Raw genomic sequence first — 18,782 nt, forward strand, 5'->3', positions numbered from 1 at the left:
GACATTCGCGCCCGACTCAGTCGAGCGGCGCGCGCGTGGCACTGCCACGCGAGAAGCCGGCTCGACACATGGTCGACACCGGTATCGCTTCAGTGCGGTGGGTCGACTTCGCGGACCGCTCCCCTGCGGCTCGCGGCGCCCCATTCCCGCGTTCAGTTCCCCCGAAATACAGCATCCACAATCCTTACCCCGACAATGCTGGATGTGAGGATAGCGAAGAGTTGCGAGATTGTGATAGTCGGGTCGGTCGGGTGACCGACGGAGACCAGCGTCAGGGGACGATCGTGTACATGGTGGCGCCGAAACTCTGGATGTCGCTGCGCCTGTCACTCGATGAAGTCGACACCGTGACCGCCTTCGGCCCGGAACCCGGATGAGATTCGATGGTCACACGCTCGCCGGGTCGTCGCCCGAACGCGACCGGGAAATACTCGTTCTTACCGAACCCTGCAGTCGTGTTGACAAGTGCGAAAAAGCGACACTTCGGGTCGCGGGCCCATCCGGAACCGTTCCCGGTGAATCCGAAAGATGTGAGGGTGATCCGAACCACGCCCCGCTTCCCTTTCGGCGCGACCATTCCGATGTTGAAGGCACCGTGACAGAAATCGTGGTCTCCGAAAGTGCCTACGTTCTCGCTGTACTGCGTCACCCGCGGAAGTTGCGGCTCGGCTGTCACGTTGCCAGCCCCCCACCAAGTCATCGCCGACATCGCTACAGCCACCAGCAGCAAACACGCTTTACGCACTTCGTCCCCCCCGACATTTACTGAAATCTCGCCGATCATACAAAGCTCGCTCTGGGACGCCAACAGCGGTCTGACGTCGTGCCGTCACGCCTGAAGGTGATCAGCGGCCGTAACGCGACGCGTTGTCCGACTCGGAACCGACGAAGTTCTTCGCCGCGTTCTCGATGCCATGGACGTACTGGATCATCGAGTCGACCTTGGTCTCGGTGGCGTCCATGATGTTCTGCGTCTGCGGCTCGTAGCCGGAGGCATGCGAAGTGCCCGGTTTGTCGGCTCCCCAGGCCTGACCCTCGGCTTCGAGGCGACCACGGAGTTCGTCGCGAATCGTCGTCAACGCGTTCGCCACGTCGTCGAGCTGTCCTGCGCCTGCAAGCAGTTGCTGTGCCTCGACCTGCGTTGTGTCACCGCTCATCGCTCATCCCCCTGTTCGGCGTCCCACCCATGATGGCCCGTTCACCACGCCTGGTCCAGCGGGCCTTTCCCTCTCGGTCGGGTCTCGTCGAGCTCTTCATAGTGTTCCTCGGGGTCTGCGACGTCGGATGCGACACGCTTCGGCGAGTCCGGAGGCTCGGTCGACGGCGCCACTGGTTCCGGCACGAAATCGTCGAGGTCGGGCAGCCCGGGGAACATCTCCGAGATCTGCGGCAACGTGTCCATCCGCGCCTTCATCGGCGCCATGATCTCGTCCATCTGCGTCTGCGCCTGCTGTGCTGCCTTCTGCGTCGCCTCGGTGATGTAGCGACCGAGGTTGCTGAGGCCGCCTGCCCGATCGACGGCGTCGGGATGGAACTTCAGCTGGATCAGAATGCCTTTGGTGTTCACCCACGCCGTGACCAGGTCGTCGCTGGAGGTAGCGCTGGCGGTGACTGCCGCGAGCCGTTGCTGCAGCGTCGACATGTCGGCCTTCTGCTTTTCGAGGTCCTGCAGCAGGCCGTGCAGCATCTCCTTCATCTCCTCATTCGCCATTCATCCACCCCCATTCGGCGTCCCGGATTTGGTGCTCATGCTGCCATGGCCGTCACCGGTCGTCGAAATGTCCCGATACGGCCAGGGACACCAATGCCGCGTCGGTGTCGAAACCCTGCGTGCGCGGGAGCAAGGTCTCGACGAGGGTACGGGTGAGTGTGCCGAACTCGACCGCGCCGACGAACGCGTTCGCGACGGTCAGCAGCGACTCGGACGGCGCCTCGGTGAACGTTTCGCCGATGACCCGCGCGGTCTCACCGGTACTCCGCACGGCAGGCACCGCTGCTGCACACGCCGCGGCGTCCGGAGATTCGCCGCGATACCAGCGGCCGTTCTCGTACCACCAGCAGAACGACAGCATGCCGGCTCGGGTCCGCGCGTTGAGAGTCGAATCACCCACCCAGATCGGCGCTCCGGCATAGAGATCCGGCAAATCGCCCGAACCCAGGTAGGCGGACTGCAATTCGGGTGAGTCGAAGACCCCGCCGGAGAGCACCGCCCGATCCCCCGGCAGCCTGACCAAGGTTGAGCCACTGTTCGTCGACGACTCGAAGATCCCGATGTGCGGGGCCATGCTCGGGCCCGAGCTCGGCGCCATCGCGGCGAACACCGCAGCCACCGCTGCCCATCTGGCCCACAGGATGTTCAGATCCGGCCATTGGTTGTCTGCCGCACCGGCCGAAGTGGTCACGGCAGCGAGCGCGGTGACGGGCGTGCGCAGTTGTCGTCCTTCGTGAAAGACGTACGCGGCCAACCACAGTGGGACTTCGCGATGAGGGTAGGCAACGAAGTCGACACGGTAATCGGCCGGGGCGAACAAGAAGTCCGGACCGAACGGACGCTCACCGTGGTCGAAATCCACCTCGAGTCGTCCGGACCGCTCCAGCCGGAAGGAGATCCGCCACCAAGGCCCCGTCGACGACGTGGCCGCGAGCTCACGCTGAGCACGGACGAGCGCGAATGCCTCCGACGACGGCATCACCTGCACGGACGCCTGATCGGTGGCAAAAAGCACCATTCCGGTCTGACGATCGGTGGTCAGGGAGAAGGTGGCCGCCATGACATTCCAGTTCGACGGCGCCTGGTCCAACAGAGTACGGACGATTCGATCGTTGCCGGCCTCCGTGCGGCCGCGCAGATCGTCGCTGACGAAGGCCGGGCTCGGTGCCGGCTCCGCACCGAGGCTCAGCGGAACGTCGGCATCGTGGGACGGCAAACTCACCTCGCCACCATAGGAGGAAGTTCGGACGCACGGCAATCGGACGTCCCCGGTCTACGAGGCTTTCCCGGGCCGTTGTCGCTCGTATTCGGCGTCAAAGCTCTGGAGGACGTGAGCGTTGTACGCGGACGGCTCGCGCGCGTACCGCGCCGCGAGGTCGCTGCGGGCCGCCACCACTCGACGCTCGAACTCCATCACCTCGATCGGATTGGGCCGCACCGGGCGGAGTAGGTAGATCAACGCGGCGACCACGATCAGCGCCGCCAGCACCACCGCGCCGATCAGCAGGCCGGGACGCGCTTCCACCTCGGTCGGGTAGCCGATGTACGCACGGCTCCCCACCTTCCGCACGCACGTCCCACCATGCGAGGTCGGAGTGTCGCCGCATCCGGTCTTTGCCCGCGCCCACAAGTAGCCGATGAGCACCACGATGGCGGCCACAACGATCGCGCTGCCCAGCCCTCGCGCCACCGCGCCCGGCGAACGCCGCGGATGCCAGCTGATGCACGAGCGGAGGACGACCGTGCCATCCACGTTCGGGTCACCAACTCCCCCGGCCATCGCCACCTTCCCGACCAGACGATCTGATCTCGCCCTGAGACTAGTGGGCCGGGCCGTCGACACCGGCTCCGCCTCGCACGCCGCCCCCATCGCTAGCATGACCGCCATGGACAGCCATCAACAGCCGGCTCCGCACCATCTGCCCACCACACCGCCGCCCGTCAGCATCTGTGGCGCCCGCCCGAAGAGTTGGACTGCGTATTGGGTTCTCGGTGCGATCAACGCGGTCGTCGCGGTGCTGCTGCTCGTCTCCATCGCCGCCGGTGCCGTCGGAGGTATCTTTCTGAGCGGCGGCTTCCTGATCTTGTTCGGTGGATTCAGCCTTTTCCAGTGGTATGCGGCGTTCTCCAATGTCGGAAAGACATTTGTCACCGCCAGTGCAGATGGCATCTGGACAAGGGGTTTCGAGCTGGGATGGCATGAGATCCGCGCGCTCGAGTTCGTCGAGGGCACCTTCCGATACTCACTAATGGGAAACGAGACGACCGTGGCGTCCCGCCAGCGGTTGTGCTCGGTTGTCGTGACCACCATCCGGACCGATGCCAACGGCCGCCCGTTTCAATACGGCCAGACGATGGTCAACAACTACACGCGCAACGAGGACGAGTTCCGTGCCGCGGTAAGATATTTCGCCTCCCACGTGCAATTCCGCACCTATCTCACCAGCTCTGACTACACTCCGGACCCCGCGAGTACGTCGGCGCTGCGGCAACAGCTTTCGGCGGCCGGGATGATCAGCATCCACGACCGAAAGGGACGAGCGAAACTCGCTGTCGACCCGGCCGGAATCGTCCTCGACAACGGCAGGCGCATCGTGTGGGCAGACGTGACGGGCTTGGTGGCCCTCACCGATGTATCGACATCGCAATCAGCGGGAGTCGACATCAGTACACGCACCAACCGTCTCGTCGTCATCACTCGACATGTCGATCCGAAGCACAACCGCAACCACGAGGAACGTCCCGAGTACCGAGAGGACTACCAGCCCTCGATCGAACATCTGATCCCCATCATCCACCAACTGGCCCCGCACGTAGCGTTCGCGGACCGCCGCCGCATCTCGGGCCGCAAGTAGCGGTTGGGCGTTCACACCCACCTCTGAAGCAGCGGCCCCGGCGGCGACCCGATCAGTCGTGGTCGGGGCCGGCACCGACGACCTCGATCTGGGCACCGTGCGCTGCCAACCACGCCTGGAGTACGGCGCCGGCGACGAGGCGTGGTTGCGACTCACCCACATCGAGCGGCCCGGCGATCCGTCCGGACGCACCGTCCACTGTGGCTCCAAAGATTCTGGTGCCACCCAGATCTGTGTACGATTCTGCGCCGTCGAACTTCACCGACCGCAATACCGCCGATCTCAGGTCGACGTCGGGCATGAATGCGTTCCGGCAGTCCGCGTCGGTGAGATCGGCACCACGCAGATCAGCTGAATCGAGGTCGCACCGCTGTAGGTGTGCCCCACGTAAAACCGCTTCTGCCGCTTGACAGTCCGATAGATCCGCCTTACGCAAGCGGGAGCCGGTGAAGTCGGCGCCGCGGAGGTCCGCCTCAGAGAAGGTGCAGCCTTCGAGCCACGACTCTCGCAAGGCGACGCCCCGAAGGTCCGCGTTCGCGAACCACGCACCACCAAGGTGCAGCCCGGAGAGATCGGCACCGCGGAAGTCGAGGTCGCTGCCGCCGAGTGTCGGGACAGAGTCCTGTTCGGACGCGCGCACGAAGAACTCCTCCAGTGCTGCACGCGCCGCCGAATCATCAGGCCATCGACGCACCGCGTCACGGTCAGTCCGGTAATCCGTCACTCCACCCACCTCACACGTCCGTTCCATTCTGGCTTGCCGTCTATCAGTTCCCGCAGGTGCGCTTGGCGTTCTGGGCTCATCCCGTCGGTATCCATCAAGATGTTCTCGCCCTTGTCCAGTTCGCGGTCGATGCTGCGGATGAACTTCTCGTCGGACTTCGGCTTGATCGGCTCGCCCGGACGGTCTGCGTAGCTGGGCCGCATATCGGGTGAGGACTTGACGTCCCACCGATCCCCGTTCGCGTCGACGAAATCGCCGCGGTCCTCGCCGGCGGGTCCGAGCTCGGCGCGTTCGATCGGACCCGGAATGATCCCCTGGCGCTCCGCAGCCAGGCCGACACTGACTTCTTGAATACCCTTGGCGTCCAGCGGGACGCCTTGATGCGATGGATCGTGGCCGAGTTCTTGCACCCGCGCATCGAATTCCGCTGTGCCAGGGTCGGGGGATCGATAGCCCGGCTCGGCTGACGTGTCCTCACCAGTCGGGGGGTCGTCTGAGGTGGACGCGGAGCGCTCGTCATGGCTCGAATCATCGACGGGCAGCTCGTCACCGAGGTCGAGTGGGATGGAATGTTCGTCCACGGCGTGATCGGGCGGATGGTCACGCCCGTGTTGGCTCGGCTCCCCCTCCGGCCGCGAAGTGCTGTCGGATGGATGGCCTCCGATCCTTGATTCGGGGCCCCGCTCACCGGGCTGGCGATCCGCGCCGACGTGCCCGGGATCGTGCGAGATCGGGTGCACAGGCGTGCCGTCGGGATGGAATGCCATCGCCCACGCTCGGTGCCCGAAGTCGGCGGGCAACGGAGTCTCGGATCCGACCGCGGGGTCGCGCAACATGACCTCGCCCCGCGATTGACTGCCGTGTACGCATGTGCGCCGACAGTTCGCGTCTCACCAGTTGAGTCGACCGCCGGAATCGGTGAGTGCTCGACCACCACAACAGCTGTCGCCCCATCGCCCAGATCGCGAAGTCGTTCGGCCAGAGCGTCTGGATCTGTGGCGCGAAGCTCACCTCCGCCTCTGGCCTCGAGCTCGTGTGCAGACACGCCATCTGGTCCAGCGGGACGGCTCGGCATCGAATCGATCTGCGTACCGGTCAGATCACTGATGTCGGCGAGAGCATCAGGTCCGCAGTTGTTGGCCGAATCGTCGAGCGAATGATCTGCGACCATACGCTCGTCGGAGGCACCGAGATCCCCGCCGTGGGTCGGAACATCGAGATCGTGCGTCTGCGTTGGCAGCCCGCCGTCCTGCGTTCCGGACGCGCTCTGAGGTGGATTCGCCCCCGTGACACCCGGATCGAGCTCAGCGGGTGAGACCACTGCCTTCCACTCGCCATTCTCGAGACGGGCCATGACGTCGGCGGTGCCATCGGGGTTGATGCGTTTGAGTTCTGCGCCGTCGGCGAAGGTGGTGCGCTCGGCGACATAATATTCCGGAGTGAGGACTCGCTGGCTTCCGGGAAATCCAACGCCGGTGTGAGGAGGTTCCCCACGCGGCATCTCCATAGACCACTTGGGTGCTGAGCTTTCTTCGCCCAGGTGCCGCCTGTCATACTCGTCGTAAAGGTGCTTGCTGGGGCTGTCGATCAGGCCCTTTTCCTGCTCGAGAATTCCCTCGATCACAAAGATGTGGTCCTTCACGCCCACCCTGTCGAAGGGATTGACATCTGGAGGCGTCAGGTCGTAGTCCAGGCGAAGACCTTCGATTATCCCAGCGGGAGCGCCCATCTGGTCCACATCCGCCTTCACCGACACGCATCCCCCGACACCGTCTGCGGTGAAAGTTGGGCCAAACGGATCCCCACCATCTCGAGCCTGCCTCATTATCGAATCCAGTTGTCCACCGCTGACAACTTTCCGCATCACGTCGTTGGCGAGATCCGGGCGGGGGACGGCTTCGTCCATGGCAAGAAGGACCTCGAGCTCGGAGTCACTCAGCCTCTCGAGGTGTTCACGCCCAGCACCGTCTTCGGCGATGCGGTGGAGTAGATCGCGGATCTCGAGCGGCTGAAAGCCGTGACGGGCGGCCACTGATTCGAGCAGAGCAGGGACGTCGGGCCGGGGTGGCTTCGCACCACTCCCTGTTTCGTCCGGCCCCATGGGCGGACCGCCGTCGCCGCTGTCAGCCGCGTCGTCGGCAGCACCAGTTCGTGCCGCACGTTCCGCATCCAACCGAGCACGCGTCTGAGTGGTCTCGCGAGTACTGGTAGTCCCCGTGTGCGCGCTCGTTGTGGCAGGAGCCTGATTTGGCAGCAGCGACAGGCCAACCGCATCCGCATCCGCGGCATCATTCCCTGCGCCGCTTGTATCTCGACCATCCTGAGACTCCTCGGCGCGGGTGACTTCGCCGTCCCGCGAGAGCCGCTCACCATCTCTTGGCGGAGGGCCGGCGCGACGTGCAGATTCGTGGTCGCCGGAAGTGGGTGGCGACTCGGACGGATGAACTCTCGACGCATCCTCTGGTGACACATCGCTGTGGGAGCCGGCGTGTTCCTCGACCTGCGTGTCAGGAGTCCCAACCGCGTCATTGTCAGCGGCGGAGGACTCATTGTCGGCAGCCGAGGTGTGGTCGAGCGAGCGGTCCACCACTCCTGGCTCGGTATGGCTCTCTTCGTGACGGGGATGTTGGGGGGCAGTGGCGTCGTGCGGGGTGGCGTGTTCGGCATGAGGAGTGGCGGGCCGCTCAGCCTCCGCCAGCATATGACCCGAAGAATCTGCTGATCGCGCCAGAGTTTCAGGTCCATCCGAACGCCTGATCGCGGATTCGGCACGTGCCGAGTGTGTTTCGGCCCGCACCGGGCTCTCAACGCGCGTCGAGGTATCGCCTCGGGCAGCTCCGTCGCTCCGGGGCGCAGGACGGTTGTCGACAGCGTCGGACGATCTCGGAGGCGGCCCTCCGCCGTCGCCTCTCTGCGCCTCCGCCCGGCTTGAATGTGAAATCGGTTGCTGCTGGGTAGATTGCGGTGAACCCGTGGTTGGATTCGTCTGTCCCGCAGACGTCGACGCCTGCACCGCGGTCGGCGAAGTCCCCGCGGGAGTTGCCTGCGCACCGACGACTCCCGGAGACGACGCAGTGGGCATTGGGCTCGTTGATTCTGATGGACTGTCGTTGGTCGAATTCGAAGTTGGTGCGGCCTGTCCTGCGGTCGCCGGCGAATCAGCCTGCGAATCGACGCGCGGACTTACAACTTCAGCAGGCGTCGGGTCCGCTCCGGCGCCTGAGCCACCGTCCGAGTGCGCGGATTGGTCACCAGACAGCACAGGATCATTCGATGACTGCACTGGCGGTTCGGCCGCCGACGGCGGGGACGAGTCCGTGCCGGATGCGGGTACCGAAGAGTGCTCCGGGCCTGTGGGTGTATCGGCGTTGGTTGTCGAGGCGCTCGTACTGCTTTCAGTCTGCCGGCCGTCTGTCGCGGCCGTCGGCGTGGACTCCGATGCACCGGCGCGAGGTTCCGTCTGCAGCGGCGAGGTGGAATCGCGTTGTCCGACCTGCGTTCCGCTGGAATCCCCGTTTCCGTCTTGCTCAGACGGCGTCGCGCCACGCCCACTCTCAGTCTGTTCAGATGACGATGATTCCGGCGTGCCATCCCGAGAACCGGTGGAATCACCGGCGCGATCGGAATGGCCGCCAGAGGAGGACGAACCGTCGCCACTCGGGCTCGGCCGTGTGGTGCCATCACCAGATCCTGAACCTTCTGAACTGTTGGACGGCCGAGCCGAGTCCGGCTTGCCGGGACCAGCCGACAGCCCTCCGGAAAGGCCACCCCCGAGAAGCGTTTTCGGATCAAACGCATCACCGTAGATCAACGTCCCCGCAGCTCCGGCGCCTGCCGCGTTGACCACGCCATCTGTCGCGCCGACCGCTGACCGCGAAAGCCACCGCGCACCCGTGCTGCTGAGATCTTCCAACTCACGACCAGCGAGTCGCGCCAAACCCTTCTCGGCCGCACCGCCGACCAAACCGCCGGCCGCACCTCCGATTGCGGAGGTCGCGAGGGTCTTCGAGAATTGTCCGCCATCGAACTCTTTACGACCGTCGGCCGCAATCTGGTAACCCTGAATGGCGGCGTCCTGTAACCCAGCCAACGCGGCGTTGGTGACCGAGGCCTGGACTGCCTTCAGCACGACCCGTTTGCCGACCTCTGTGAGGATCTTGTCCAGAAGTTCCTTCAGGCCGACCCGTACCGCCACCTGTGCGAGCGCTTCGGCTATGCCGATCTGCGCCAGCGACGCTCCCCACGTCGGTACCGCCATCGCCATCGCCCAGGCGATCTGGGCTGCAGTGATCACCAAGGTGGCATAGAACGACAGTTTTGCGTACTCGATGTTGGTCGCACTGGAGTCCGACATGTCCGCGGCCGTGCGAGCAGCCTCCGCCATCTTCTCTGGTGACAGGTCGCCATCGAGCAGCTGGCGGAAAACCTCCGACAGCGCGTCCGCAGTGGCACCGTCCAGATTGCGCTGCACCGACTGCGCTGCTGCCTGCAAGTCCGGCCGCAATGCCTCGATCTCACCGGCCGCGTCGTTCCATGCCGAGGCTATCCGCCGAAGTGAATCCTCATCGCCCTCAGGCCATTCCATGCCGATGATGACGCCCAGCCATGCCAACTCATGCGGAAACCCGATGGTCAACGAACATCACCCCCCGACGTCACCGGAGCCCCCGAAACATCGTCAACCTCGCCGCGTCGCCTGCAACCGCTCGAACAACTGATCGGTCAACCGCTGCTCAGCCACACCGAAATCCGTCGACGTCGACGACCGCCACACCACCCCATCATCAGCCACATACCACACAGCCCAACCCAACCGAACATCCAACGGATCATCCGACACCGGCGGCACCGCCCACACCCGCCACCCATCACGCAACCGATCAGCCTGCAACCGATCCACCGGATAGGACCCCAAATCCTCACCAGCAATCCGCCCACGCACCACCGCCAACGCATCCTCAGCAGGCAACCACGGCGACAACCCCACCGAATCCGGCCACGCCTGAACCTCGTCGTCCAGCAACGCTGTGACTGGTGGTGGAGTTTCAAAGGCGGTGACCAGCAGCATCACTCGCGCCATTTCCTCGGGACGCACGTCAACAGCAATCCATTCACGATCCATGTAGTCGACCGTCGGAACGGAGCGAAAGTCGATGGGCTGGGGCCAAGGCTTGACCTCCGGATAATCGCCTTTCAATGTGAGTGCGATCTTCAATGTCGCGACATTCCGGACCCGATCGATCCGTGCGATCTTCCACGTGCTGTTCTTCCACGTGCAGTACGTGTCCACTGAACACAGTGCTGACAACTCGGCCGGCGTCACGCGTCGCGTGGCAATGAACGTGAAATCGTTCGTTGTCTCGGTGAATCCCTCCGGGATCGACTCACCCGGCTCGACGCCCACGACAACATACTCGGGCCAGGGCTTCCCTCGATCGGCTCTGAACCATCGGCCCTCGTACAGGGCATACAAGCCACTTGCGTACAGCCTTGAATCATCCAACGGCACAATCGGTCCCGCCACCATCAGCCAACCTCCCCAGACCCAGCAGACCGCGCCGCCTGCAACCGCTCGAACAACTGATCGGTCAACCGCTGCTCAGCCACACCGAACTCCGTCGACGTCGACGACCGCCACACCACCCCATCATCAGCCACATACCACACAGCCCAACCCAACCGAACATCCAACGGATCATCCGACACCGGCGGCACCGCCCACACCCGCCACCCATCACGCAACCGATCAGCCTGCAACCGATCCACCGGATAGGACCCCACATCCTCACCAGCAATCCGCCCACGCACCACCGCCAACGCATCCTCAGCAGGCAACCACGGCGACCTGGGCAGCGACTCGACTCGAAGACCCTGAATGATCTCGCGATCGAGCCGTGCGATCGGAGGTGGAGTCTCGAACGGAGTGATCTCCATCTGCACACGAGCCATCTCATCGGGACGGACTCGAACGCTGATCCACTCACGATCGCGACCGTCCACGCCAGGCCATGTCAAGAATTCGGTCCATGGAGGAGTCGGTGTGTCTTCGGCGTACTCGAAAGGCAAGTACGTTGCGACCGTCAACAGGGCTATCCGATTCACGGTATCCACACGATCGACGAACCACACCTTGTTCTTCCAGGTGCAAAACGTCTCTACCGAGCAGAGGGCCGAAACGTCAGCAAGGGGTATGACGCCGGTTGCGATGAACTCGGAGTCATCTGGTGCACGGCTGAAATCATCGGGGATCTCCTCCCCCGGTCGGACACCGGCGATCGCTTCGCCATCCGCCCACTGCTTTCCCCGATCAGCAGCGAACCATCGGCCCCTCGCGAGGACGTACATCCCCGATGGGTACAGCGTCGAACCATCCAGCGGCACAATCGGTCCCGCAACCATCAGCCCACCTCCCCAGACCCAGCAGACCGCGTCGCCTGCAGCCGCTCGAACAACTGATCAGTCATCCGCTGCTCAGAAATCGGACCTGCCACCATGCCGTCCGCTCCCTTCGCCGTCATCGCCTCCACAGAACTCCTCCGCCGGGCGCGATACGCAGGCAGGTCATCCACGCGTTCGCCCTGCTCAACCACCGCGTGCCAACGCTATCAACGGCGGGGCATCCGTTCGCGCTCGTGCACAGCAGATGGACGCCACGGCTCATAATTCTGCCGAAAGCCTCGGTCCAGCTCTCGCCATACGACAGCCGGGCTGGGCCTCGGGCTCCGTCGATCCAGCGAGATCGTTCAGCTGAACGACACCAACTTTGTCACCAGCTTCCCAAGCTCGCCACCGGGGCCAATCGGCATCGTTCACGCAGTAGAGTGGCGGTCGACTGAGCAAGGGGGACACATTGTCGACGGAACTGGTGGCAGAACTGTGCGAGCAGGGACTCGCAGCAGAGACCGCCGATCAGCTCGAGGAAGCACGGGTCCTCTATGCCCGTGCCTGGGACAACGCCGAGCATGCGTTCGACCGGAGCGTCGCTGCGCATTATCGGGCCCGCGTCGTGCAGTCGGCAGAGGAGCGCCTCGCGTGGGCACGCACCAGTGTGGAGTGCGCCGCTCAGGTTGCAGAGGAGAACGACGAACGCATCTACCCCTTGCTGCCGACGCTGCACATCACGTCGGCAGCAGCGCTCTACGAGGTCGGCGATCGCGAGGGCGCCCGAGAGCAGTACCTGGCCGCTGCTCGAGCCCTGCGCGTGCTGGACGATTCGGCACCTCAGGCTGCGCTCCTGCAAAGCGTGATCTATGAGGGACTCAAGGCCACGGGATATGTCGCACCTGGGTCATGCCGTGAGGTCGACGACTTCATCGAACTGCTTCAGCGCGACAACGCGCTGGGCCCCCTCGCCTACGTTCTCGCGACACGTGTAACGGGTTGTGGCACCGCAGATCACGGCGCCGAATTCGTGCTCGCTCTGCGCGAACTCCACGACGCGGGGGTGCTGTCGGACGTGCAGCAGTCCGCGCTTCGATCGGCCGTCGAGGCAGCGCAGACCCTTGTTCTGGGCGATCCGCACGCCGTGGCCGGAGCGTCGGCGTCCGACGAAACCACACCCGTCCAGACGGTCGCAGAATCAACGAAGGGCGATGACCCGTTCGGCGACGGCAGCCCGAATGTCGCGCTGCGGATCTGATCGCGATCAGTCCCCCGCGTAGGTGTCGGCCGTGACGCCGGCGCGCTTCTCTCGAACAATCCGCAGCATTCGTGCTACTTCTCTGTTGATTTCGCGGACCAACGACGCCTGATCGATCGCCCTCGCGACATACCCCCCGTCGCTACGGTCGACGAGGTACTGGCCGTCGTCTTCCTTGTGTGACCAGTGCACATGTCCAGCCCTCTCCGAGTACCCCCAGTCGCTCAGACGAAACGGGTTGACCTGGACAAACGCCGAGAAGGTCGTCGTCGCCGATTCGAACTTCTGCGCCGCCATCGAGGCGTCGTCGGCGTTGCGTTCCAAGAGGCTGCTCCCCCGTTGCAGCTCCGTCGACTGCGGCGCCTTCACCATGACGTCCCCCAGCCGACCTGCCGGTTGTTTCGGCGCAAGCGCAAGAACGACGTCCGCCAACCTGGTCGCGTCGGTCCGGAGAATCGTTATGTCTCCCGACCTGCCTTGGGGTTCGGATGGCTTCTGCACTGCCACGAAGCCGACCTCGCCTTGGCGAACTGCGTTGATCCGCACTGTGCGATCAACCTGGGCGTCGAAGCCGTCTTCCGGATATACACCGAACAACTGCATGCTCAGGTCCGGCCGCATCGAGGCCCGAATCCATGGGATCAGATTGTCGGGCGGATTGTTCTCGATGCGATCGAGCACGCTCTGGCGCTCTCGGTCGACCTCGTCCGGGATTCTCGACGTCGGGGTACCCATGAAGGGGTAGGGCATCCGGTCCAAACCCAGGAGCTCGCAGTAGACCTTTACCGCGTACGACTCGATCGATCCGACTTGCTCACTAGATCGAACAGATGACATTCGACAATCCTCCCCTGAACAGCGACGCCGTGGTCGGGTAACCTCGGCTGCGTGTTGTCGATGGGGGTGGCAGCTCCGGCGGGGGGCTGTGCAGGAGCGAGCACGGGGGATCGTTGTGTGTGGTGACGACAACTACGATAACCCCTACGCCACGGACAAGCTGCCGGGCCTGAAGAAGGACCTACCGGGACTGACACCAGCCTCAGAGGCCGCCAAGACCGACTCTCCACTCGACGTCACGCCTGAGATCTGGGCCGGCAAGAGCGTTTACGACATCGCGGTCCCGCTCCATCAGATGAACGAGGGCTACGCGGGAGCTGTCGCCCGCAACTGGGGTGTCATCGCAGGCAAGCTGTCGGACCGCCATCAGGCATTTCTCACCTATATCGGTAGTCGGGACGTCAGCCACTGGCAGGGTGAGGGAAACGACGCCGCCAACAAGGCGATGCAGGACTACGCCGCATCGCTGCGTACGCTCGCCGAGCGGGCGAACTTCATGAGTTCGGTGGTGCAGCATGGTGCCGATACCGTCAATCGGGCGAAGGGCAGCATTCCGACTGAGAAGGAGATCAACGACGGGATTGCTCCGCTCGAGCCTTCCGAGCAGAAGTCGACGCTCGACGACTTGGCCCAGTACGCCCAAGGCGTGATGGATGGGACCTACAACCCAGGGATGACCCAGACCGCGGTGGCCGCACCGGTGTTCGGCGCCCCAACGAAGAAGGCCAACCCGGACATGCCCGATCCGTCGGGCGTTCCCAGTGGTGGGGGCTTCACTCCAAGCGGCGGCGGCAGCGGCGCATCCATGCCGGCCGGTGGCACGCCGTCGATACCTTCGTTGGACAAGTTCTCCGAATCCGCGGCGAAAATGCCCTCCACCTCGCCGAGCACGAATCCCGCCAGCGCACTGACCTCGGGGTTGTCACAGGCATCGAATCTCGGTCAATCAGGCTTGGGGCAGGCCCAGAGCGCGGCATCGAAACTGGCGGGGCTGGCGAAGAACCCACTCGGCACTGCGCCCGGCCTACATGCGTTGAACACAGCGAAGAAAGCACCCGGACTGGCGCGCCTGGCCAAAGGCGGCGGGGCCGGCGGCGGCAAAGGGGGTGGCGCCGGCGGTGCGGGCGGCGCAAAGCTCGGTGGCCTTTCCAAAGCCCTGACCGACGCGGAGAAGAGCGCACTCTCACGCGGCATGAAGACCGCGGTGGACGCCGAGAGGGGCGCCTTGTCTGCTGCCCGCGGCGCAACCCCGACCGGCGGCGCACCCATGGGCGGCGCGGGCGGCGGTCGCGGAGCCGGCGGTGAAGACAAAGAGCACAAAGCGAACAAGTTCCTGCGCACCACACTCAACGGCGAGGTCCTCATCGGTATCCCGCCCGTGGTGACCGCAGCCGTCATCAAGGAAACCTGACATGGCTAAGGTCACCCCCATGAGAACCCGACTCCGAACGGTCGCCCGCGCCGGCGCGTGCACCGCCGCAGCCGCAGTGATCGGCACAGCAGCACTCATCGGCTGCTCCACATCGACGACCGACGACGCCAGCCCCACCAGCGCTCCGCCCATCACCGGCCCCGAAGGCACCGCCACCGTCCCCGCCTCACAAAACCCCATCCAACAAGCCGAACTCTGGAACCCCTGCTCGCTACCCAAAGAAGTCAGGGACTCCATCCAACTCGGCGACCGCACCCGCAACGACGACAGCATCCCACCGTGGCGCACCTGCTCGTATGGTCGGTCTGGACAACACGTGGGTGACCCCAGCTACGGCCTGAATGTTCAGGTATCTACATATTCGTTTGCGCAAGCGAAACAAAATGACGCGTATATAAACATTCGATCCACAACGGTCGGAGCGGGACACCCTGCATTCATGGCCGACGACGACGGCGAACCTATCGGTGGAAATAAGCCAGGCATCAACATCGTATGGGGAACATCTTACGGATCAGTTTCGATTAACCTCTTCCCCGAGGGAGGAACTGGCCCCATTGACGTAGATGGCCTTGCACGCACTTTTGTTGATTCTGCGTATCCTCATATTCCAAAATAGCGAGACAAGGAAACAAGAAGTATGAGCACCGGCATTGATATTCAGAAGTTAGACTTGTCCGTCGCCCGCGATAGGATTCAGCAAGCAGGCAGTTCTCTAAATTTTGATCAGGCCGCAGTTAGTGATGCCGTTCAGGCGTGCACAGATCTAATTGCGGTTTTAGAGGAATCTTCGAGATGGTCAATGAATCTCGAAAAGATCGACGGTTTAGACAAATTCAACTCGGCCCAAGCGCTCTCAAAGGGCCTCGGCGATCGTGGCGGCGAAGCTGATGGCGGTTTTCGTCAAGCCGTCACTGAGCACCTACTGACCGTGAAGACACTCCGCGACGCGATCGAAAAGGCCGGCAAGGGTTATATCGACACCGACGGTAAGATCCAGACGGATTTCACATCACTGAACACGAACCCCACTGCGGGCTCAGGTCTGCCCGACCACATGGTGACCGAGAAAGACATCACGTTATCGGGTGAGCCGAAGAAGAGCGCTGAGCCAGAGCCATCGCCCAGCCCGGTCAAGAGCCCGTCGGAACCGACCAACCTGACCCCGACCGGACGATTCTAACCTTCTCGCACTGCGCCTCGAGATCGCAAATCCCGCATTGTTTGATTACGGCACGAAGGGCAGCTCACCGATCCAAAGCTGTCGGCTGCATCTGGCACTGGCCCATCCAAGTGTCACCGATCGGCGTTGAATGCCCCGCCCACAATGGTGGCCGCTGCTGTCTTCCGCGCGCTTCCTCAGGGCAACCGCGCCCTAATCAAAGAAGCCAGATACCGACTGAGGTCACCGAAATGAGAACCCAACTCCGAACGGTCGCCCGCGCCGGCGCGTGCACCACCGCAGCCGCAGTGATCGGCGCAGCAGCACTCATCGGCTGCACCACATCCTCGACCGACGACGCCAACCCCACCAGCACCCCACCCATCACCGGCCCCGAAGGCACCGCCACCGTCCCCGCCTCACAAAACCCCATCCAACAAGCCGAACTCTGGAACCCCTGCTCACTACCCAAAGAAGTCAGAGGCTCGATCCAACTTCGAGACAAGACCCGCAACGACGACAGTATCCCGCCGTGGCGCACTTGCTCCTATAGACATCCCGGTCAACACGTTGGGGACCCGCGGTACAGCGTGAATGTTCAGGTATCGACATACTCTTTTGATCAAATGAAGCAAAACGACGCATACACGAATATCCGACCAACCAGCATCGATCACCACACGGCTTTTATCGCGGATGACAAGGGCGATCTTGTCGACGGAAACATGCCAGGTGTGAATATCGTATGGGGAACGTCTTTCGGTTCGGTGGCGGTGAATCTTTTCCCGTTGGGCGGATCGGTGCCCCTCGATCAAGAATCACTATTGTGGACGTTTGCCGGATCCGCATATCCTCATATTCCAACGTAAGCACAGAGAGGGCCCGTATGAGGCCTTCCAGGATCTCACCGTTGAACATCAAACAGCACCACGCCCAAATAGAGGCCACCGCTCCCATCGCGATGCTCTTGAACGGCAACCGGGCCCCATCAAAGAAGACAACGCTAAGGTCACCCCCATGAGATCCCGACGCCGAACGGTCGCCCGCGCCGGCGCGTGCGCCGCCGCAGCCGCAGTGATCGGCACAGCAGCGCTCATCGGCTGCTCTACATCCTCAACCGACGACGCCAACCCCACCAGCACCCCACCCATCACCGGCCCCGAAGGCACCGCCACCGTCCCCGCCTCACAAAACCCCATCCAACAAGCCGAACTCTGGAACCCCTGCTCGCTGCCCAAAGAAGTCAGGGAGTCAATCAACCTGGTTGATCGCACCCGCAACGACGACAGCATCCCACCATGGCGCACCTGCTCTTACGGCACCGGAACTGGTCCGGGGCCTGGCGACCCTTCGTACGGAGTTAATGTCCAGGTCTCCACGTACTCTTTCGCTCAAATGAAGGAGAACAATAAGTATCGCAACGTTCGACCAGCGACGGTGGGCGATGGCCACCCCGCGTTCCTCGCCGACGACAAGGGTGGCAGCGTCGGCGCTAACGATAAATCTGGAGTCGATGTCGTCTGGGGAACGTCGTATGGATCGGTGGCGATAAACCTGTTTCCCACAGGTTATTTCCCGATCGACTCAGATTCATTACTGAGGACCTTCTCCAGTGCAGCATACCCACACGTGCCGAAATAGGGCGCAACGATGCAAACACGCCGGCAGATACAAAGTACACAGCTTCATAGCTCGATCGGATATCCGCGCCAAACGGCAGCGGTGCCGCAGCGACCAAGGCGCACTTGTGGCGACCGCCATCACCTCTGACGCGCCCACCCGCCCACTGTCATCCGCCCGACCGACAGAATCTTCCGAATACTGGCAAATTGATAGTCTGAGCCGGCGCATGTGAGTCTGTTGATCAAGCGGGTCCGGGGGAGATACACAGATGCAGTTTCCACGAACGGCCGACGACGTCGATTCGCTTCTGGGGAGTCTGAATTCGCTCGTCGGCGAGATCACCGACGCTCGCCAGAAGGTCGCCGCGCTCACCGCGACAGCGACCGATTTGGATGGACGCGTGACGGTCTCGGTGAACGCGAGGGGGATCGTGACCGAAACCCTCATCGACGAGGACGTTTTCACGCAGGTGACACCCCAGCGGCTCGGTGCCGCGATCACCGGTGCAGCGCAGAAGGCGGCGGCCGAGGTGAACACGGCAGCGGCGGAAGTCTGGCGACCGATCAATGAGCGCCGCAACGCCCTACCGCGAGCCTCGGAAGCACTCGACGGCCTTCCGCGGTTCGACGAGCTGTCGGCTGACCCGCCCGTGCCCCCGATGACGCCGCCGCCACACAATGCTCCCGCCGTCGACGACGAGCCGTACTTCGAGAACGTAGAAGACCGCGAAGACCCGCCACGCACATCGTTCCGCGACAGCGCGTGGTGACCGACGTCGCCTCGATCACGCGCTACTTTC

The 18,782-nt window shown here is 63.4% G+C and carries 18 protein-coding genes; 9 read left to right on the forward strand and 9 right to left on the reverse strand.

Translation table 11 applies throughout. The features are described 5' to 3' along the window. Window positions 1-271: 271 nt before the first annotated feature. The 5 genes from GTV32_RS15020 to GTV32_RS15040 all read right to left on the reverse strand — a co-directional run bounded on the left by GTV32_RS15020 (window position 272) and on the right by GTV32_RS15040 (window position 3,491). The gene (locus tag GTV32_RS15020) at window positions 272-784 is read right to left on the reverse strand and encodes an enoyl-CoA hydratase (RefSeq protein ID WP_161060991.1); all 513 of its coding nucleotides are present in this window, start codon (window positions 782-784) and stop codon (window positions 272-274) included. A 61-nt stretch (window positions 785-845) separates the two neighbouring features. Beyond that, the gene (locus GTV32_RS15025; protein ID WP_161060992.1) at window positions 846-1,157 is read right to left on the reverse strand and encodes a hypothetical protein; all 312 of its coding nucleotides are present in this window, start codon (window positions 1,155-1,157) and stop codon (window positions 846-848) included. Between the two features lie 41 nt (window positions 1,158-1,198). Then, window positions 1,199-1,711: a YbaB/EbfC family nucleoid-associated protein gene (locus tag GTV32_RS15030; protein ID WP_161060993.1), complete on the reverse strand. Its 513-nt coding sequence runs from the start codon at window positions 1,709-1,711 to the stop codon at window positions 1,199-1,201. Window positions 1,712-1,763: 52 nt separating this feature from the next. Continuing rightward, window positions 1,764-2,933: a hypothetical protein gene (locus GTV32_RS15035; RefSeq protein ID WP_161060994.1), complete on the reverse strand. Its 1,170-nt coding sequence runs from the start codon at window positions 2,931-2,933 to the stop codon at window positions 1,764-1,766. Window positions 2,934-2,984: 51 nt separating this feature from the next. Continuing rightward, window positions 2,985-3,491 (reverse strand): hypothetical protein, encoded by a 507-nt coding sequence (locus GTV32_RS15040; protein WP_161060995.1) that lies wholly within the window; start codon window positions 3,489-3,491, stop codon window positions 2,985-2,987. Between the two features lie 106 nt (window positions 3,492-3,597). On the opposite strand from GTV32_RS15040, the gene GTV32_RS15045 reads away from it, so the two are divergent. Beyond that, entirely contained in the window at window positions 3,598-4,566 is a 969-nt protein-coding gene (locus GTV32_RS15045; protein ID WP_161060996.1) for a hypothetical protein, read from the forward strand. 52 nt (window positions 4,567-4,618) lie between these two features. Here GTV32_RS15045 and GTV32_RS15050 read toward each other — a convergent pair whose 3' ends face one another. After that, window positions 4,619-5,290 (reverse strand): pentapeptide repeat-containing protein, encoded by a 672-nt coding sequence (locus GTV32_RS15050; RefSeq protein ID WP_161060997.1) that lies wholly within the window; start codon window positions 5,288-5,290, stop codon window positions 4,619-4,621. Further along, window positions 5,287-6,126, reverse strand: coding sequence for a hypothetical protein (locus GTV32_RS15055; RefSeq protein WP_161060998.1), 840 nt, complete (start codon window positions 6,124-6,126; stop codon window positions 5,287-5,289). The genes GTV32_RS15050 and GTV32_RS15055 overlap by 4 nt, the downstream gene beginning before the upstream one ends. A gap of 1,001 nt (window positions 6,127-7,127) precedes the next feature. Between GTV32_RS15055 and GTV32_RS15060 the strand changes: the two genes are divergently transcribed. Next, window positions 7,128-7,280, forward strand: a complete 153-nt coding sequence (locus tag GTV32_RS15060) for a hypothetical protein (RefSeq protein WP_161060999.1) — start codon at window positions 7,128-7,130, stop codon at window positions 7,278-7,280. 2,688 nt (window positions 7,281-9,968) lie between these two features. Here GTV32_RS15060 and GTV32_RS15065 read toward each other — a convergent pair. After that, window positions 9,969-10,694: a hypothetical protein gene (locus GTV32_RS15065; protein ID WP_161061000.1), complete on the reverse strand. Its 726-nt coding sequence runs from the start codon at window positions 10,692-10,694 to the stop codon at window positions 9,969-9,971. A gap of 1,446 nt (window positions 10,695-12,140) precedes the next feature. Here GTV32_RS15065 and GTV32_RS15070 point away from each other — a divergent pair. Next, window positions 12,141-12,929 (forward strand): hypothetical protein, encoded by a 789-nt coding sequence (locus tag GTV32_RS15070; protein ID WP_161061001.1) that lies wholly within the window; start codon window positions 12,141-12,143, stop codon window positions 12,927-12,929. Between the two features lie 6 nt (window positions 12,930-12,935). On the opposite strand, the gene GTV32_RS15075 is transcribed toward GTV32_RS15070, so the two are convergent. Next, window positions 12,936-13,766, reverse strand: a complete 831-nt coding sequence (locus GTV32_RS15075) for an ESX secretion-associated protein EspG (protein ID WP_161061002.1) — start codon at window positions 13,764-13,766, stop codon at window positions 12,936-12,938. 115 nt (window positions 13,767-13,881) lie between these two features. On the opposite strand from GTV32_RS15075, the gene GTV32_RS15080 reads away from it, so the two are divergent. From GTV32_RS15080 to GTV32_RS15105, 6 genes are all read left to right on the forward strand, one after another. Then, a complete protein-coding gene (locus GTV32_RS15080) occupies window positions 13,882-15,177 on the forward strand; it encodes a hypothetical protein (RefSeq protein ID WP_161061003.1) in 1,296 nt (431 codons plus the stop codon). Window position 15,178: 1 nt separating this feature from the next. Next, window positions 15,179-15,817, forward strand: coding sequence for a DUF3558 family protein (locus GTV32_RS15085; RefSeq protein WP_202421807.1), 639 nt, complete (start codon window positions 15,179-15,181; stop codon window positions 15,815-15,817). 21 nt (window positions 15,818-15,838) lie between these two features. Beyond that, a complete protein-coding gene (locus GTV32_RS15090; RefSeq protein WP_161061004.1) occupies window positions 15,839-16,381 on the forward strand; it encodes a hypothetical protein in 543 nt (180 codons plus the stop codon). Between the two features lie 230 nt (window positions 16,382-16,611). Further along, entirely contained in the window at window positions 16,612-17,229 is a 618-nt protein-coding gene (locus GTV32_RS15095; RefSeq protein ID WP_161061005.1) for a DUF3558 family protein, read from the forward strand. A gap of 148 nt (window positions 17,230-17,377) precedes the next feature. Beyond that, the gene (locus GTV32_RS15100) at window positions 17,378-18,001 is read left to right on the forward strand and encodes a DUF3558 family protein (RefSeq protein WP_161061006.1); all 624 of its coding nucleotides are present in this window, start codon (window positions 17,378-17,380) and stop codon (window positions 17,999-18,001) included. Window positions 18,002-18,251: 250 nt separating this feature from the next. After that, window positions 18,252-18,752: a YbaB/EbfC family nucleoid-associated protein gene (locus GTV32_RS15105; protein WP_161061007.1), complete on the forward strand. Its 501-nt coding sequence runs from the start codon at window positions 18,252-18,254 to the stop codon at window positions 18,750-18,752. Window positions 18,753-18,782 lie beyond the last annotated feature (30 nt).

The organism is Gordonia sp. SID5947, assembly GCF_009862785.1.
Lineage (GTDB): Bacteria > Actinomycetota > Actinomycetes > Mycobacteriales > Mycobacteriaceae > Gordonia.

What these genes read in the sequence shown, in the direction of transcription:
- GTV32_RS15100 (WP_161061006.1), top strand. Translation starts at nt 17,378, where the DNA reads ATGAGATCCCGACGCCGAACGGTCGCCCGCGCCGGCGCGTGCGCCGCC.
- GTV32_RS15105 (WP_161061007.1), top strand. Translation starts at nt 18,252, where the DNA reads ATGCAGTTTCCACGAACGGCCGACGACGTCGATTCGCTTCTGGGGAGT.
- GTV32_RS15075 (WP_161061002.1), bottom strand. Translation starts at nt 13,766, where the DNA reads ATGTCATCTGTTCGATCTAGTGAGCAAGTCGGATCGATCGAGTCGTAC.
- GTV32_RS15090 (WP_161061004.1), top strand. Translation starts at nt 15,839, where the DNA reads ATGAGCACCGGCATTGATATTCAGAAGTTAGACTTGTCCGTCGCCCGC.
- GTV32_RS15055 (WP_161060998.1), bottom strand. Translation starts at nt 6,126, where the DNA reads ATGTTGCGCGACCCCGCGGTCGGATCCGAGACTCCGTTGCCCGCCGAC.
- GTV32_RS15085 (WP_202421807.1), top strand. Translation starts at nt 15,179, where the DNA reads ATGGCTAAGGTCACCCCCATGAGAACCCGACTCCGAACGGTCGCCCGC.
- GTV32_RS15040 (WP_161060995.1), bottom strand. Translation starts at nt 3,491, where the DNA reads ATGGCCGGGGGAGTTGGTGACCCGAACGTGGATGGCACGGTCGTCCTC.
- GTV32_RS15030 (WP_161060993.1), bottom strand. Translation starts at nt 1,711, where the DNA reads ATGGCGAATGAGGAGATGAAGGAGATGCTGCACGGCCTGCTGCAGGAC.
- GTV32_RS15095 (WP_161061005.1), top strand. Translation starts at nt 16,612, where the DNA reads ATGAGAACCCAACTCCGAACGGTCGCCCGCGCCGGCGCGTGCACCACC.
- GTV32_RS15045 (WP_161060996.1), top strand. Translation starts at nt 3,598, where the DNA reads ATGGACAGCCATCAACAGCCGGCTCCGCACCATCTGCCCACCACACCG.
- GTV32_RS15020 (WP_161060991.1), bottom strand. Translation starts at nt 784, where the DNA reads ATGATCGGCGAGATTTCAGTAAATGTCGGGGGGGACGAAGTGCGTAAA.
- GTV32_RS15025 (WP_161060992.1), bottom strand. Translation starts at nt 1,157, where the DNA reads ATGAGCGGTGACACAACGCAGGTCGAGGCACAGCAACTGCTTGCAGGC.